The organism is Nostoc sp. NMS8 (genome assembly GCF_017115045.1).
GTDB lineage: Bacteria > Cyanobacteriota > Cyanobacteriia > Cyanobacteriales > Nostocaceae > Nostoc.
The window spans coordinates 46,705-63,733 of record NZ_JABXKK010000093.1; the positions used below are offsets into that span (position 1 = coordinate 46,705).

The 17,029-nt window shown below is 42.4% G+C and carries 11 protein-coding genes; 2 read left to right on the forward strand and 9 right to left on the reverse strand.

The window, feature by feature from the left end:
* Positions 1-230: 230 nt before the first annotated feature.
* Together HWQ39_RS20660 and HWQ39_RS20665 are read left to right on the forward strand one after the other, a co-directional pair.
* A complete protein-coding gene (locus HWQ39_RS20660; RefSeq protein ID WP_292849089.1) occupies positions 231-929 on the forward strand; it encodes a CAP domain-containing protein in 699 nt (232 codons plus the stop codon).
* A 100-nt stretch (positions 930-1,029) separates the two neighbouring features.
* The gene (locus HWQ39_RS20665; protein WP_292849091.1) at positions 1,030-1,737 is read left to right on the forward strand and encodes a hypothetical protein; all 708 of its coding nucleotides are present in this window, start codon (positions 1,030-1,032) and stop codon (positions 1,735-1,737) included.
* A gap of 285 nt (positions 1,738-2,022) precedes the next feature.
* On the opposite strand, the gene HWQ39_RS20670 is transcribed toward HWQ39_RS20665, so the two are convergent.
* The 9 genes from HWQ39_RS20670 to HWQ39_RS20710 form a co-directional block, all read right to left on the reverse strand.
* A complete protein-coding gene (locus tag HWQ39_RS20670) occupies positions 2,023-2,280 on the reverse strand; it encodes a hypothetical protein (RefSeq protein ID WP_292849093.1) in 258 nt (85 codons plus the stop codon).
* A 99-nt stretch (positions 2,281-2,379) separates the two neighbouring features.
* Complete coding sequence (locus tag HWQ39_RS20675; protein ID WP_292849095.1) at positions 2,380-3,762, reverse strand: carotenoid oxygenase family protein; 1,383 nt, start codon at positions 3,760-3,762, stop codon at positions 2,380-2,382.
* Between the two features lie 71 nt (positions 3,763-3,833).
* Entirely contained in the window at positions 3,834-4,283 is a 450-nt protein-coding gene (locus tag HWQ39_RS20680) for an RpiB/LacA/LacB family sugar-phosphate isomerase (RefSeq protein WP_179068652.1), read from the reverse strand.
* Between the two features lie 297 nt (positions 4,284-4,580).
* A complete protein-coding gene (locus HWQ39_RS20685; protein ID WP_292849097.1) occupies positions 4,581-6,167 on the reverse strand; it encodes an efflux RND transporter periplasmic adaptor subunit in 1,587 nt (528 codons plus the stop codon).
* 795 nt (positions 6,168-6,962) lie between these two features.
* Entirely contained in the window at positions 6,963-7,166 is a 204-nt protein-coding gene (locus HWQ39_RS20690; protein ID WP_292849099.1) for a hypothetical protein, read from the reverse strand.
* Between the two features lie 451 nt (positions 7,167-7,617).
* Complete coding sequence (locus tag HWQ39_RS20695) at positions 7,618-8,907, reverse strand: glycosyltransferase family 4 protein (protein ID WP_292849101.1); 1,290 nt, start codon at positions 8,905-8,907, stop codon at positions 7,618-7,620.
* 854 nt (positions 8,908-9,761) lie between these two features.
* Entirely contained in the window at positions 9,762-12,398 is a 2,637-nt protein-coding gene (locus HWQ39_RS20700; protein WP_292849103.1) for an EAL domain-containing protein, read from the reverse strand.
* 578 nt (positions 12,399-12,976) lie between these two features.
* Positions 12,977-14,764, reverse strand: a complete 1,788-nt coding sequence (locus tag HWQ39_RS20705; protein WP_292849253.1) for a ShlB/FhaC/HecB family hemolysin secretion/activation protein — start codon at positions 14,762-14,764, stop codon at positions 12,977-12,979.
* A 209-nt stretch (positions 14,765-14,973) separates the two neighbouring features.
* The gene (locus HWQ39_RS20710; protein WP_292849255.1) at positions 14,974-16,749 is read right to left on the reverse strand and encodes an SWIM zinc finger domain-containing protein; all 1,776 of its coding nucleotides are present in this window, start codon (positions 16,747-16,749) and stop codon (positions 14,974-14,976) included.
* Positions 16,750-17,029 lie beyond the last annotated feature (280 nt).

The following is a 17,029-nucleotide window of genomic DNA, read 5'->3' on the forward strand; positions in this document are numbered from 1 at the left end:
TAATGTTACAACAGGTATTAAGTGATAGATTTTTAACACTTTAGGAACAAAGGCAAGCATAACTTTATCTATAATTACTGGCGCGTTAATCAGCGCTTTCTTTGGCAACTCATTTAAGTTCTTGATATCGTTTCTAACGTTGGAAGCTTCCACAGATTTATCTGTGCGTTGAAAATTCTTATTTCTTCTAATTCACTAAATTAATCCATAGAAAAATTGTGAGGTAATGTATGCGTCGCATGAAATTTTGGGTATTTTTGCCAATTGCCTTGATATTGGGTTGCTCAGATCAACTGTTGCAATCTAACCCCTCTGTAGCAAAGCCCAATCCAGCAGTGCAAACTAGTCCAACTTTGTTAGCAAAGGCGAGTTATCTTTCACCACTAGAACAGCAGGTAATTGGTGAGACAAATAAGGTAAGAACAAATCCCAAGTCATATCTCCCGATTCTGGAAAACTATAGAAAGCGTTTTGAGGGGAACCGAGTCAAAATTTCTAATAATACTTATTTGCGAACTCAAGAAGGAGTTAAGGCAGTTAATGAAGCGATCGCATTTCTCAAATCAGCACGTCCTATAGGAGGCTTGAGTGCATCAAAGGGTATGTCTTTAGGAGCAAAAGACCACGTTAAAGACCAAGGCCCAAAAGGTGTTACAGGTCATGATGGTAGCGATGGTAGCAGTCCTTTTACTCGCATCAATCGCTATGGTAAATGGCAAACAACCGCAGGTGAAAATATCAGTTATGGCCCAAACACCGCTCAAGATATCGTTATGCAATTAATTATTGATGATGGTGTGCGCGATCGCGGTCATCGAAAAAATATTTTTAACGGCGCTTTCAAAGTCTCTGGTGTTGCTTATGGAACTCACAAAGCATACAGAACAATCTGCGTGATTGATTACGCTGGTGGGTATCAGGAAAAATAACTTGAAGTAGGGAATGGGGAAATCGGGGAGAAAAAACGAATGTCTATTGTACCATTCCCAATTAAAAATCTAAAATCTAAAACCAAAAATAGTATCGTCTATGTCTAAATATTTTCTTGCTATTATAATATTTTTAAATTTTTTAGTTATTGTTATAAACATTTTGTATTTTCAATGCGAAAACAAAAAAGAACAGCAAAGAACTGAAAAAATTAAACTTATTGCTGCTCAGTTAAAAATAAATTTTTTAGCAGAATACAGTAACAATATTATGCAGCATTTACATAATTTTAGACTATTCAAACAAGGAGGGAGAAATTTAGTTACAAATATATTGTCTAAAGAACTTAAGAACTTTAAAATATACATTTTTGAATATAGATACTCAATATATAGTACTAAAACCAAACACGAACATTGGCAAACAATAGCTTTTTTGTATGATAATAATATGCATCCTCCTAAGTTTTTATTAAAACCAAAAAATATTTTAGATCAACTCAGTCATTTTTTAGGATATCAGGATATCAACTTTGATAAATATCCGAGATTTTCTGAACAATATCTGTTGCGGGGTAGTGATGAGAAAGGGATTCGTCAGATATTTACTGACAATGTACTTTCTTTTTTTGAAGCCAAAATAGGATTTTACCCAGCTATACAAACAACACCATGTCTAGAGGCCGCAAACACCTGTTTGATTTATTACCGTGAAAATGTACGTCTTGAACCAGAACAGATTGAATTATTTTTACAAGAGGGGATGGAAGTTTTTGATTTATTGAGAACAAAAATATCCAACAACTAAAGGATACTGTGGAGATTATCCCAAACTGAATAGCTTGGCGATCGCAGGTAAACTAAAAAATATCCCTTTCAACATGGTGATTGCGGTTTTTGCAGTCTTTTGCTTCGTAGATTCTTGGGGATTTTTACCCGCTTCAGCTAAAGTTCGGTATAGCTAAAGTTTGCACCCGCAAGGTCTTGTCTACCTTTGAAGTTCCGTCCTCGAAGATTTTGACAGGAACAGTCTAAAGCCATGTTCCACTTTACAGAGATGAGCAAATTTTAATACACGCTCACTGCTGTAAATTCAAGAATCGTTAGATATAAGGCTAAAAGGTGCAACGTTGAGGTTTAAAGGTGCAACGCCGAGGTTCAAAGGCGCAACTTCGAGGTTCAAAGGTGCAACGCCGAGGTTCAAAGGCTCAACGTTGAGGTTCAGAGGCGCAACGTTGACGTTCAAAGGCGCAACGTTGAGGTTTAAAGGTGCAACTTCGAGGTTTAAAGGTGCAACTTCGAGGTTCAAAGGTGCAACGTTGAGGTTCAGAGGCTCAACATTGAGGTTCAAAGACGCGATAAATCGCCGTCTCTACAATAATTAGTCCTTTGTAGAGATGGCGATTCATCGCGTTTATTGTTTTAACCGAACAGTATTGTCTACCCTAACTTATTCCCCTACAACCCAGGTACCATGAAACCCATAAGGCACTCGTTGAGGAATTATCACCCGCGCTACAGGTTCAGCAGTTATATCTTGGGCATTCACAACTACTAATTCTGAAGTATCTTCACCCTCATCATGGACAAAAGTTATAAGCCAACCATCATCTTCAGCCGTTGCACCAGGACGCGGCGCAAATACAGCTTCACCGCCATAGCGCCCTTCTCCGAAGTTATGGGTTTGGGATTTTCCACTGCTGAAGTCGTACTTAATAATACCTTCAAATAAAGGTAGGGGATTGTTCGTCATTTTATTACTGTAGCCATATCGGGTTTGTCGTCCCAATCGGTTTTCGTTAACGCGAGGGAATTCAGAAGCGACATCATCCAACATTTCTTCGCGCACTGTTCCTGTGCTGAGGTTGAATCGCCAGCGATACAAACGGGGGATATTTCCTTGTGGATCAAGTTGCGACTCATCAGAACTCAAAACAGTAGTAGAACTCATGCGACAAGCAATCAGCACTACTTCGTCTCCGTCTTCGTAGGCGTTGAGGGTATGGAAGACGTAGCAAGCGGGACTCTCAAACCAGCGGATATTACTGTTGTCACCGTGACGTGGTAAAATACCGAAGCGACTGGAGCGATCGCGCTCAAACATCATTATAGGTTCTCCCCGTTGCGCCCTTTCAAGATTAAAAGTCAAGGGCAAATCCATGAAAATAGTGTAGTTTTCAGTGATGGCAAAATCGTGCATCATCACCCCTATTGGCAACTCAATTGGCACTGTCCGCAAGAGTTCGCCTTGTGCTGAAACCACACTATATTGTAAGTACGGTGGCACAAACAAAGAATAGCCAAAGAAGATCATTTCCCCTGTCACTGGGTCTACTTTGGGATGGGCTGTGAAGGCAGAAACCAGTTTGCCATTGTAGGTGTACTCGCCAATGGTATCTAATTCAGGAAGCTTGATGGCATGAGGTTTACCCCCCTCGTTCAGCGCCAACATCTGACCAGCGTGCCACACTAAGGCAGTGTTGGCGGTATTTTTGCGGGGGCCGTGGGGGTTATCGATTTGCGGTGGTTCTAACAATCCACTCCAAATAGCCTTACCCGCTTCTCGTTCTTTTTTCCAGCCGACTGTCTGGATGTAGCGGTTACGATAAGTAGCTACGCCTTTGCTAATTTGCACACCATGCAACATCCCATCTCCATCAAACCAGTGATATTCACCGATGGGTTTCCATTGAGGGTTAGGGCCATTCCGTACAAACATCCCCGATAATTCCAGGGGTAATTCACCGATGACTGACAATTTGTCGGTAGTGATTTCTTCATGGATTGGAGCGAAGTTGCGATCGAGATAGGGATTGACTGCTATTGTTACCATTGTGCTGATTTAAATCTAAATTTTGGTTTGCCATTATGCTTATTGTGGAATTTTTGCAATCGGTCTACAAATTAAACCTTTTCTTCTAGCTGTTTAATTCGTTTGATTTGCAGGAGGTTCCACTCATCTTCAGAAAAAGGTGTGCTAAACCAGGTATCTAATATTTCTTTAGCGATCGCTTCTGTAGTTGCACGTAAACTTAATACAAGAACGTTCGCATGATTCCAGATGCGGGCCCCGCGTGCCGTCTCAGCATCATGGCACAATGCTGCACGTATCCCAGAGACTTTGTTGGCGGCTATAGATGCACCCGTACCAGTCCAACAAAAGACAATTCCCTCATCTGCTTTCTGGGTTGCTACCGCCGAAGCAACTTTACTACAGCTAACAGGCCAATCGATTTCAGGGTCATTTTCGGCTAGGGAACCAAAGAGTATAACTTCATGCCCACGCTGCTTAAGTTCTTCCAGTACCCTATCAGTAAGGTTGGTGCGTTCATCACTGCCAATAGCAATTTTCATGCATTCCCCTTTGAAGTTAGTCTTCCCCATCTCTTCATACTACGATGTTTATCGGAGACAGGGAAATTGGGCTTTGGGTATTTGGTAAGCTAATCGTCATTTAAATTGCACCATATTCATGGTAATAAAAGCTGCAAACCCTCTCCCTTGCTCCCTGCCCCCTGCGGCCTCAATGTGTAAATTAAATGCTTAAGAGCTTATTGAGAATGGGGCATGGGGCATTGAGCATAGTTTCCTTCTCCCCTTGCTCCTTTGCCCCCTGCCCCCGTGCTTAACTCCCTCATCTCCCCACTTCAGCTAAGGCTTCTGACTACCCGCTTCTTCTGGTGCAGGCTTGACGGGAGCGCCATTGGTTATGTTGAGAATACCGGAAACAACAATTTTGTCCCCAGCCTTTAATCCGTCAAGAACTTGATAATTATTTCCCTCAATAACTCCCAATTTCACAGCTTTTTGTTGAGCGACTAAAGATGGTGCTGGCGCTCCAGATTGAGGCTTTTCCTGTGGTGGTTGAGCCACAAACACAAAAGTCTCCCCACCCAAACGAGATACTGCTGTAACTGGAATTAATATTCCCGGACGCTCATCCCAGATCACTTTAGTTTGCACTGACTGAAGATTCAGCAGTCGATTTCTCAAATTGCCAAAGTTAGCTTTCACCAAAACTGTCTGCGAATCTGAACTAGCATTTGGGGAGATAAAACTGATCTTACCGGTTGATGTCGGTTTACCTTGGGCATCCAACATTTGCACGGGTAAACCTAAGCGCAACTTTCTGGCTTGATTTAGGGGAATGGATATATTCAGTTCTAAAGAGTCGTTTTTGGTCAATGTGGTTAGCTGATCCCCTTGTCCCACATACTGCCCTACCTTGACTGGGATATCACCAACAATACCTGTGAAAGGAGCTAGGACTTTTGCATATTGTAGTTGGACTTGAGCCGACTGGACTTGAGCTGCTGCCTGGCTAACTTGCGATCGCCCTTGGGCAATATCTTCTGGGCGGTTGCCGTTCACCTGCTGCCTATAGAATTGTCTCTGTTGTTCTAAGGCAGCACCCAGCTGTTGGATATTAGCAGTTCTGCTTTTGCGGAGTTGCTCTAAGTTTTTCTGGGCTGCAACCACCGCCGCTTCTGCACTAGCTTTGTTTTTGAGGTATTCATCTAGGCTATCTTGAGAAGTTGCCCCTTCTTTTGTTAATTGTGCGTATCGCGTTGCTCGTGCTTGTGCTAGTACTAAATCTGATTTGGCGGAATTAACTTGAGCTTCAGCTTGCTGAATTTGCTGTGGTAACGATCCAGATACGGCATCTTGATATTTTGCTTCGGCTTGATCTAGCTGGGCTTTGGCTTGGGAAACTACTTCTGTTCGAGTCCCCGCTTTGAGTTCAGCCAGACTTGCCTGTGCTTGTTCTAGTGCTGCTTGTCTTTGTCGTAGCTGGGCTTCGGCATCATCACTTTGTAGGCTAATAATGACTTGCCCTTGTTGAACACGGTTGCCTTCTTTGATGAAAACCTGAGTAATTCGTCCTTCAACCTGTGGCTTAATTGGTACAGATAGTGGTGCCTCTAAGGAGCCAATAAACTCCGAACTTTCCTGAACAGTTTCAGTTTCTACAGTTGCTAACTTGACAGGTATTGCTGGTTGCCCAGCACCGGCTCCAGCCGCAGGTGCATTGCTAGCGTTACTAGTTTGCCACCAGCGCCAACCAAAACCAACACCTGCAACTAAGAGTATAATTCCCAATATTAGGGGCCAACGCCTTTTTTGAGGTGGCTTTGGCGATCGCTGTGGCAATGGTTGCAATTCTTGATTAGGCTCGGTAACAGCAGGCTGTTCTACTTCAATCGGAAGGGGAGAGTCAGGGAACTGAGGATTGGACATCTTCGTTTTCTCGTCTTGTGGATTTAGACTTGGGCAATCTACTCTTCGCTAAAAAAGCATTATTTTGAATAGTTTTTTAGCCCTTTTTCTCGATGTTGGTGACAAAATTTTTGGGTATTTGGGCGATCGCTCACGATGTCTAGCACCTAAAACAAACCAATATCATCTAGCACATTATGGTCATTTTGTACATTACTTAACTCCAATCATTTTTTAAATTGTAATTTATAAAACTTCCTTCACTAGTAAAAACCCTGTGCCTTGTCTCAGATAAAAAGCACAATTCATCTTGTTGCAGGCAACCAAATGAAACCCCTGTCTCCTTCAATGGTGAAGTGCTAATATCACACACAAATAGACTCACAAAAATTTGCATGTAATATTTATAACTTTAGTCTAGTGTGGTAGATATATCGCTAAAACGCAAGGTACGGTGAAGCAATATACTCGCGGAACTATTTACAGATGCTTTTATATCTATAATCTGAAGATACTGTGTTTAGTTCTTGACTTTTTCGCAAGTACACAATCATCTGTGCGCGCAGCGATTTTTCAGTTTCGTATAAGATTCAGAAAGGTGGACTGGGGATGTCGCTTCGCTTCTGCAATAAATGTCCAAATCAGGTTTTCATGCTCCTCCATCATCTTGGTTGCAAAGCCTTGGATAATTCTTGAAGTCAATGTATAGGTTTTGAGTCTACTCGTCGTAATAGGCTGGCTACAGCTTGAGACTGTAAAGCGATCGCTTAGGTAATCACAAGTTAGTGGTTGCTTTTTGTTCTGAAAATGACGAAATCAAGTGACTTTAGCGAACATAGCAACACAAGCAATTTCTTGCGTTTTAGCTTCGATTAAACCTACCGTTGCAGACACCTCAGTTGTCGTCTTAATCAAGGTTGCAGGAATTTTTGCCATCCTTGATGTTAAGTTTTCTGTGAGTGTTTGCAAGCGCTTGCTTGCATTATAACCACATAGTAGAGCAGATATTACATAAGTCACAGATAAATTTATCCTTCTTAAGTCGTAGTTAATACTAATCTTAAGGAAGAAAAAAGTACGGAGCCATGCCTTCTCTATGAGACGTTCCCCCTCGCTTGCTTGCCCTGGGGGTTAGGCGGGCTATGGCTACACTGATTAATTCAGCTTTATTCATCAAGTCATCCTCACTAAGAACGATGTGCAATCAATTAGTGTTCTCTAGAGTCCTATTTTTGAGCAATCTTAACTTCCTACAGTTAGTTCACCCGATCGGTTGATTCACAATTCACCCGAATGGGTGATTTAATTTATCCTAATTAGGGTACTAGCTGTGTAGACAGTCCCCTTCAAAGTGCTGAGGGCCCAGTGCAGAGTTAAAAAGTGAGATTCTTAACTCTGCACTCCGAAATGGCTCAACGCCCCGCGACTGCTAACGGAATTGTTTTGCCCAATCCCCAATCCTCGATCCCCTTCAACCATCCACAACTGATTTATTGGAATCCAATTTCGGAAAGACCCCCATAGTTGATTTGCGGTTAGTAACAATGTGAGAAAGAAGCAACTCATACCGATCAAGTGCTTGTTCCAAGGAATAGTTTTCTTCGGCAAACTGTCTTCCTTTGTTGCCTAGCCTTGCTCCTAGAGCAGGATTAGTATATAAATCATGCACCGCAGCTGCCATTGCATGGGGTGATTCTGGCTCAACAATTACCCCACCACCACTGAGTTCGAGCGCTCTAGCAGCAGTACCAGTGACGGGAACTGAACCCACAATTGGGCGACCACTCGCCAATAGCAACGGTATTTTTGAAGGCATATTAAACGAAATCACATTGCACTTTTGCACAATTAATCCTACATCAGATGCCGCTAGCATTTCGGGTAGTTTTTCTCGTGGCTGCAAAGGTAGCAGCAAAACATTATCTGCTCCATTTAATAAACAATATTCTTGCAACCTTTGTAATGCTCTTGATTCGCCAACGATTACAAAGACAATATCCTTAATATGACGCAAGCAAACTGCTGCTTCTATTACTGTTTCAAGACCTTGTGTTAGAGCAATATTGCCCGAATAAAGGACTACAAATTTATCATCCAGTTGATGGTTAGATATCCAAGAGTTGTTCGCTTTGGGTAAAGGGCGGATGAAATTTAAATTCACCCAATTGGGAATACAAACAATTTTATTAACAGGTACTCCCTTATTCACTAAGTTATCGCCAAATCCATCGGCAATGACACTAATAGTATGTGCAGTCTGGTATGCGAATTTTTCTAGGGCTGTAAGAGTTTGGATCATCCACTTGTTTTTCAATAGCCCGATACGTATAGCGGCTTCTGGTAGAATGTCTTGCACATTCAGAACTACTGGACAGTTGTATAACCAGCCAAATATTGTTGCTGGCAACGTGCCTAATAGAGGTGGAATTGTTAAGAGAATCACATCGGGGCGTCCACCTTTAAAGGCTTGGGGTAAACTGGTGAAAACAAAGCTCAACTCTAGTAACAGCCGATCTAAGAGGTTAGGTTTGGATTTAATTCGGAGGTAACTTCGCGCAATTGTGACGCCATTTTTTTGTTCAGTAAGGTACCACTTACCCCGATACCCATCATAAATTTCGCGCTGAGGATAGTTGGGCATTCCCGTAATTACTCGCACTTCATGACCTCGCTTGACTAATCCTTCTGCCAATTCAGTCATTAACGGAGCAATTCCAATCGGCTCTGGATGGTAGTTGTAGGAATAAATCAGAATGTGCATGAGCTATTTTTCAATTGCGTGAAGTCAGTCTGAAATGATCGGATTTATTCCTTCATAGCCAGTACAAGCTGGTACTTTTATTAATTATTTTAAGTTGTAAGATTGCTTGATTAAAATTGCGTTAAGTAAATGGTAAAAATTAAATCGAACTATGTATTTTGCAATGCAAACTTAATTAAATTGGATTGTAGTAAGCGGCTCCAGTCCTATTTTAAAAGCTAGAGCCGATTACTACAGACCTTTAATTAGTCATACTGACTTACTAAAACATTGTTTATGAATTCTATTAGTGGTTTTAAAAGAAAGTTTTTGTACTGAATAATAAAATTAAAAATCAAAACATCATTTTGTGTAAGCAGGTTAGGTTCCTATAGACATAGGCTTTAACAATAGTCGATCTAGTTGTTTCTGAATTAATGTCTAAACTTACACTTGGGGGATTGTAGCATCATATTCACGGTTGTGCATATAACCCTCATTCCGCCTTTTAAACTGGCACACGAAGTATTTTTAACTAAGTCACAAGTATTGTGTTCATCACACTCAGTCCTGAGTGCTAAGTAACAAGCCGTACTCAGTACTTTCGCACTATGGTAAAAGCCCTACCCGAAGTCAAGCGGAATCTTTTAATGTGGGAGAAGGTTGATAAGCTGTTGCGCCTGCAAATTGCATCACAAGCATGATTAGGCAAAACCTACCTGTAAATCCTCTTCCTTGCACCCTGCTCCCGTGCCACCTCAATGTGCAAACTATAATCACAACAGCTTACCCTGCCCTTGTGGGCGGTCTTTCACCTCTAAGCCGAGGCACGGGCTAAACCTGAGCTATCCGCTAACGGAACTCAGCACTCCTCATTAAAGGTTTGGTCGTTTACTTTCGAGGATTTCTGTTGCTTTTTGAGCAGAAAGCGGTCGGTAGAATAAAAAGCCTTGTACATCTTCACAGTTGATAGATTTCAAAAACTCCAATTCTTCTTCATTCTCTACCCCTTCAGCTGTCAACTTCAATCCTAAGCTTTGTCCCAAGCCAACTATGGCTTTGATGATATGAGCTACTTTAACATCACGCGTCAAATCTTGAATAAAAGACTTATCTATTTTCAGATTGTGCAGTGGCAAAAGTTGTAGGCGGGAAAGCGAGGAATGACCTGTACCAAAGTCATCAATGGAGATGTAAATACCCATCTGCTGGATATTCTCTAAGACCGTTGTGGTAAAATCCAAATCCTCAATAGCTGTGGTTTCGGTAATTTCTAATTCTAAAAAGCGCGGCTCCAGACTCGTTTCTGCTAAGATTTCGGCTATAGTCTCCACCAATTTAGGTTGACGGAACTGCTTGAGAGAAAGATTAACAGCGATCGTCATTGGTGGTAATCCTGCATCTTGCCATGCTTTATTTTGGCTACAGGCTGTCCGTATCACCCATTCACCAATGGAGACAATTAATCCACTTTCTTCGATTAAGGGAATAAAGACACTGGGCGCGACCAATCCCATCTCTGGGTGCTGCCAACGCAACAGAGCTTCCATGCCAGTAATTTCTCCTGTGGAAATGTTCACGCGAGGCTGATAGTACAGCGTAAATTCATTGCGTTCTAGGGCATAGCGCAAGCTCTTTTCTAAAGTCAGGAGTTCAGGATTTTTAGCACTCAGGGAAACACTATAAAATTGGTAGTTGTTCCGCCCTTTGTCTTTGGCGTAGTACAAAGCGGCATCTGCGTGCTGGATTAGTGTTTCGGTGTCAGGGCTATTGTTATCAAGTAACGCAATACCAAGGCTGGCAGTCACATAAAGTTCATGCCCTTGGAGATGAAAAGCATCCTCTAAGGCTTGTAATATTCTGCACGCCACCAAAGTTACCTCTTCAATATCATTAACTCGCGGGAGTAAGATCGTGAACTCATCACCTCCCCAACGGGCTACAGTGTCTCCGCCTCTGAGTGAGTCTTTTAATCTTTGAGAGACGCTTTGTAGCAATTGATCTCCCAGAGTGTGCCCCAAAGTATCATTAATCACCTTGAAACGATCCAGGTCGAGGAAGATCACAGCTAAACTTTCGCCATTGCGAGTAGCATTGGGCAGAGTTTTAGTGAGTAGTTCGTTAAATAGTAGGCGATTGGGCAACCCTGTCAGCACGTCATGGAGGGCTTGATAGCGAATCTTTTCTTCTACTTGCTGACGCTGCTGCGTACCAATGATACTGGCGGCCATGGTCAAAAGGGTAGATTCTTCATGCCTAGACCAATGACGCTCAAAGTTGCAGTCTGCCAAGCCAAGATAGCCCCAAAACTCATGTTCTAAGCAAAGAGGCACTAAGAGAAGGGATTTAATGCCATCTCGAATTAGGAATTCTTGCTCGGCGACAGGAAATTTTTGGGTGAGTCCGCTAATCGACTGGCCGCTAGAGAGAACTGAGTACCAACGGTCTAATCTAGAAGCTTGATAAGGCTGATTCTGCCAATGGTGGTGGGTAGATTCAATAAAAGAGTGCGTCCATTCAAACCGTAAGCTGACGGCTATTTCCCCTGTAGCAGGATGGGGATGGTTCTGAAACAGATAGGCACGATCTGCCTGGGCAGCTTCACCCAATACAGCTAGAGCTTGATTAATACCAGTTTCGTAATTCATTTCTCTTAGCAAATAATTAGCCGCTTCTGCAACCGCTTGTAGCAAGCGATCGCGCTGATGTAGTTCGGCTGTCACTTGCTTTTGCTCTGTAATATCCCTAACAATAAAAGTTCTAATTAAATCACTCTCAGGAAGATAGAGTACGGATTGTTCAAAAACTTCTGCGCCTACTTCCACCTCCCGTACAAAAGAATTTTTTTCTAGATTGTTAACCCCACTTAGGAGTCCTGTTAAAATCGGATGTTCTATCCCAACTTCCCGAAGTTTAGGAAACTTGAGAGTTGCGGCTGGATTCAGATAAGTAACTGTTCCCTCAAAATCCATTTCAATAATCGGATTGGGAATAAGTTCAGGGAAGGATGCTAGGCGAGCTAAGGCAGATTCACTAGCTGCTTCAAAGCTAGGATCGACAACTAAAGTTTGAAAAGGATTAGCAGGATTAGCTTGCGCGGAGAGGAAACCAGATAAGTCTTCAACATCAAAAGATTCAGAAAATACTTTTTCTGAAATGTTGTAAATAGCGTAATATTTAGCTTGAGCTTGATTGCTGCCAAAGGCAATAATATCTCCATGTCTGAGATTATGAGAATAGCATTTAGTACCATTTACAAATAAGCCATTAGTACTACCTTTTCCTTTGTAGTTGCCATCAATTATTTGGAAGCCATATTGGTCAGTCTCAGGAACAGTTACTCGCAATAAAATTGCATGTTGCATTGATACCGATCGGGAAGCCAAGACAATAGTGTTTGCGGGATGCCGCCCCAGCGAATAAGTATTTTCTTGCAAGGGGATAGTTCGCCGCCCTTGCAGGTCTTGAATAACCAACAGATGGCGTATTTTTTCCCGCTCAATTTCTAGCATGGCTGTTCCTCAAATCCTCATACCTTTATTTCTATGTCTTAATCTGAAAAATACTACTTCCCGAAGTTGAGACTTTCAGGCTACACTTCTAGGAAAATTTTCTCAATAGAAATCCTCACCGTTTGCTATCCCAAAATTGGTATGAGGGTGCAAACCAGCTTTTACCTTCATATTAACCTTCTGGAATAAGATGGCTAATTGTTCAATCAGTTTTTGCGGTAGAAGTTTTAGCTGATTTCTGCATTCATCCATAAGTTATAAACTTTGTCCCTTCGTCTATATCATTCAACCTTATCTTTCTTAGGATACCCAGATTAACAATTCAAAATTCACGCATTCAAAATTGTTGGCGTAGCCTCTGGTAAAGAAGAAAGCTAGCTCAGGAGATTTCAAAACAAAGGGTCTTAGACGTCTGATTTTTATTTTTTAATCGGTTAAATAGTAGTGCCTCACGGAATTTTGCGAATTAGATAGAAACATCTGATCTTTGGATAATCGCACGCCAGTTGCTTTAATGACGGGAATCCTCTATTAGCAAAGCTTCTCGTTGAGTTGGTCAAGAGAATGACCCCTAAATTTTAAAAAGGATTATAAAGTAAACTAAAATACAAACCGTTTTCTTGTAATGTTCTGTCATTTGAATTAACAGATATTAAAGGAATACCCCAGTCAAGACGAACAGTGAAGCGATCCCCCTGTGACCAACGCAACCCCAAACCAACAGCAGCTAAAGTATTAGGATTGGGATTGTCTCTGCCTGAACTATTCCAGCCAACACCAAAATCTACAAAGGGGACAACTTGTAAAGTGCTATTTATCTGAGGTAAACGCAGAATTGGTACTTGTACTTCCGCAGAAACAAAAGTGCCATTATCCGTTAGCAGGTAATCTTGACGGTAGCCTCGAATGCTATCCTGCCCACCTAAGCCAAATTGCTCTAAGGGCAAAAGTGTTCTGGAGGCGAGTTGTGTATTTAAACGAAGTAATAGTAAGGTTTCTGGAGCTAAAAGGCGGGCCCACTGTCCTTGCCCTTGCCAAGCAAAAAAGCGGCCATCGGGAGCCTCTTGATTAATGGTGGGATTCAACACATCGATACCTAAGCTAAATTGAGAGCGTAGGGCGATGACTTCACGGCTGTTACGAGAAGTCCATTCTTGAAAAAATCGCAACGCAGATACCCTGGTGCGTCCCTCGTTGTCAGCCCCTAAACCAGGGAAAGGTATTCGCTCTATTTCAACATAGGAGGCTTCACTTTCCCGTCGTGAGGCTGTCAACCCCAAGACGAATTCTTGCGTAGGAGTTTGAACTATGGGCTGGCGAAATGTCAGTTCGTAATAGCGAGAAGATGATTGGATATCTAAAACGTTGAAAGGAGGTTCAATGACATTACTGGACGTAGTGCCATAGTTAAAGCTGAGGGTTCCGTTCTTAGGATTGACTGGTAATGTATAGCTGGCGTCAAAGGAGTTGCTACCATCGGTATTAGTGTAAGCTACACCTAAAGCATCTCCCAATCCCAATAAGTTGGCTTCATTCAATTGTAATCGGCGGCGGAAACTGCCAACACTAGGCGATCGCCCATTATCAAGAACTATTTGGCTACTAAAGGTTTTTGCCTCACTAATCTTGACTTCTAACAGACTAGCACCCGTCCGCGATCCTGCTGAGAGTTCAGCAGTCACGTTTTGAATCAAAGGATTAAGTTGCAAAAGTTGCAGTGCTTCTAATAGACGCTGGCGATTCAGAGGCGGTGATGTCGCTATTGCTAGTCGGCTACGGACATAATTTGGATTCAACCGTTGAGTTCCAGTTACCTGGATACCCTCTAATTTACCTTCGACCACCTGAATTTTGACAACACCAGATTGGATTGTTTGCGGTGGTATATATGCACCAGAGGTAATGTAACCATTTTTCACGTATAAATCAGTGATTTTAGAACGTGCTTGATATATTTCGGTCAGCGAGATTGGTCGTTTGGTAAATTCAGCAGTAGCTTTAGCTAACTCTTGGGCACTGAAGACTGTGCTACCAACAACTTCAAACCGTTCAACAACAATAGTTTGAGGAAAATTGCCAGGAATTGGTTCCTCTGGTGTGGGAGTTGGGGCAGATGGGGGAAGTAGTTCTGCTGGTGGGGGAAGTGGCTGTGGCAATTCAGGTGCAGGAAGTGGCGAAGGTGTAAGTGGTTGGACATCCTGTGGTGGTGGGAGTTGTTGTTGTGACAGGATGAAATTACTAGTTGGTAATTGTGTAGTATCAACAGTCTGGGCTTTCAGTGGACTAGAATATATACTGCCGAGTAATAAAAGCATACTCAGCGGTAAGCAAGACACAATAAGATTCTGGGGATATTTATCAATCATCACACTGGACTATTTTTTGTCAGTAACTATGGAATTATACGGTGACTGGTTTAGATGTGAATCTTACAAAAAAGGCAGGAGTTAGGATGCAGAAGGCAGTCCCGATGAAACAAGTTTTACAGCCTTGAATGAAAGAATAACTGGGGACTGGGGGACTGGTATTTTTACTCAGCACGGGCTAAACCTTAGCTATTCGCTAACAACACTCTTCATTCCATACCCTTTTGCTTAAACATTCCCATCAATTTACGTTTACGAGCGTGGGTTTGCATCAAGTTTTCTCGATAGCTTAACCAGTCAGCTTTTTTCCCAGATTCCAAGTAGGCATTACGCGCCTTTTTCAACCATTCAACCGCGTAGTAGTAGTATTCAGCTTTACCTGCATCCATAATCTTTTCGGCACGGAGACGAGCATTAGCAATCACCCAACTAGGATTATGAGAGATAGCAGCATCCATGACTCGGTGAATTAACTCTGAATGATAAGAACTAAGTTCACTAGCGATCGCAATTGCATCATCAATTAGCCCCTCATGCAAGAATATGTCCAGCTTGGCTGATTCTGTTCCCCAACCACTATAAGTACGAACAATTTTCAGCAGGTCTGTTTTGACACTTTCCCAGTTTTCCCCAGCCAATTCTGCCATCTTTTGGTAGTCCACAAAGGAGGGTTTGATTTGAAAAGCCGCCTTGACTGCTAATAAAGCAGCTTCACTATTACCCAACTCACTAGCTAAATCACTTGTCCAAATTCCCAATTCGTACTGACAATTACCTGGTAAATTTAATCCACTTTGGGCTATATCTAGCGCTTGCTGTAATGCTCCCTGAATGCTGAGTGTTTTCGCTAGGGCAAAAGCCTCTTCCATTGAGTTCATCTGGGTTTGAGCCGCATCAATTGCTTCTTCCACCCTGCCTAAACGCCCCAACATGGTCAGATATTGCTGGGTTTGCCCTTCCGCTTCTGCTAAATACAGGTATTCTTGATAACGTTCTTGACGTTCGAGAATTTTCAGACGAATTAATGCCAAATCATCGGCATAATCTGGCACGTCTTCTTCCCAAGCTCCTCTTTCCGTAATATTACCTTGGAGAACTTGTAGCAATGGTGGATAATCCCAACCTTGACGTAAAGCCTCCATAATCAGACCAAAGTCAACATTCCAATCATCTTGCCATGCTTCTAAATTGATTTGAATATCAACTTTTTCTTCTGGGGTAAGTTGGGTGCTGAGAATTGCTTCACACCAAGCACTATTTAATTCCTCGACAATTTCATCGTTTTCAGCGCCATATTCGGCAACATCATCCCAATTTTCCACACAAGTAGAGGTAATCGCTTCCAAAATAGCGATCGCATTTTCACCTTCTCCCCGTTCGCTAAAATCTACCGCAGTTTGCACCACACTCAGCAAATCTTCGCCAATCGGGTCTTCTTCATATCCCTCCTCAAAGTAGCGCACGGTATCCTTGAGAATCTGCCGTACTTGCCGCCGAAAGGGAGTCGGGTCGATAGTCCTGCGGCGCAGAGGTTTGATGTTTGTTTGGTTGTCAGCAGGATTCGTCATCCAACTTACATGACGGTCAATCGCCTCAATTAGTGGTGAGTATTCTGCGACTAACTCTTGCAGCAGCCTTTGAGTTTGGATATAATCTATGCGATTTAGTAGTTCTTCTAGGGTGGGGCGCTGCTCAATATTTTCTGAGTTACGCGCACAGACAAGCATCGTCGCGACAATGTGTTTGCACCACCCTTCCAAGTCGTAGGCACAGGTGCATTTTACTGAAGTTAAGCCACTGCTATCGAAATTCAGGCTGACATGATAAGGTCTAGCTTCAGTGCCTACAACATCTGCCTGAAGCAGATGACCACGTTGGATAACGGCATTAACAGCACCAGCGTTGTAATATGCCTCGCCCCGCTGGAAAGATTTGGCGTTGGCATGACGGCGGATAGTAAATTCACTAATTTGGGGAATAGACATCGAGCGATCGCCTGCGTAAATCTTCTGGATCAATCCTAAATCCAGCTTAGTGTTACGCTAACGCCCTGTAAAGGAAAAGGTGTGGAGATTCTGAATGAGACTGCAATTTCTATTCATTAACTAGCTCAGAACTGAAATCAGCTTCATTAACCTGCAAATACTCAGTTAATTTCTTGTCGCTTTTCTGGGAAAACCAACCCATATAATGAAAATATCCATATTTTCGCCAGAAGTGAGTGAATCATAATTTTAGTTAGCAATACCCGAACCTGAAATCAGT

What these genes read in the sequence shown, in the direction of transcription:
- HWQ39_RS20660 (WP_292849089.1), top strand. Translation starts at nt 231, where the DNA reads ATGCGTCGCATGAAATTTTGGGTATTTTTGCCAATTGCCTTGATATTG.
- HWQ39_RS20665 (WP_292849091.1), top strand. Translation starts at nt 1,030, where the DNA reads ATGTCTAAATATTTTCTTGCTATTATAATATTTTTAAATTTTTTAGTT.
- HWQ39_RS20675 (WP_292849095.1), bottom strand. Translation starts at nt 3,762, where the DNA reads ATGGTAACAATAGCAGTCAATCCCTATCTCGATCGCAACTTCGCTCCA.
- HWQ39_RS20680 (WP_179068652.1), bottom strand. Translation starts at nt 4,283, where the DNA reads ATGAAAATTGCTATTGGCAGTGATGAACGCACCAACCTTACTGATAGG.
- HWQ39_RS20685 (WP_292849097.1), bottom strand. Translation starts at nt 6,167, where the DNA reads ATGTCCAATCCTCAGTTCCCTGACTCTCCCCTTCCGATTGAAGTAGAA.
- HWQ39_RS20695 (WP_292849101.1), bottom strand. Translation starts at nt 8,907, where the DNA reads ATGCACATTCTGATTTATTCCTACAACTACCATCCAGAGCCGATTGGA.
- HWQ39_RS20700 (WP_292849103.1), bottom strand. Translation starts at nt 12,398, where the DNA reads ATGCTAGAAATTGAGCGGGAAAAAATACGCCATCTGTTGGTTATTCAA.
- HWQ39_RS20705 (WP_292849253.1), bottom strand. Translation starts at nt 14,764, where the DNA reads ATGATTGATAAATATCCCCAGAATCTTATTGTGTCTTGCTTACCGCTG.
- HWQ39_RS20710 (WP_292849255.1), bottom strand. Translation starts at nt 16,749, where the DNA reads ATGTCTATTCCCCAAATTAGTGAATTTACTATCCGCCGTCATGCCAAC.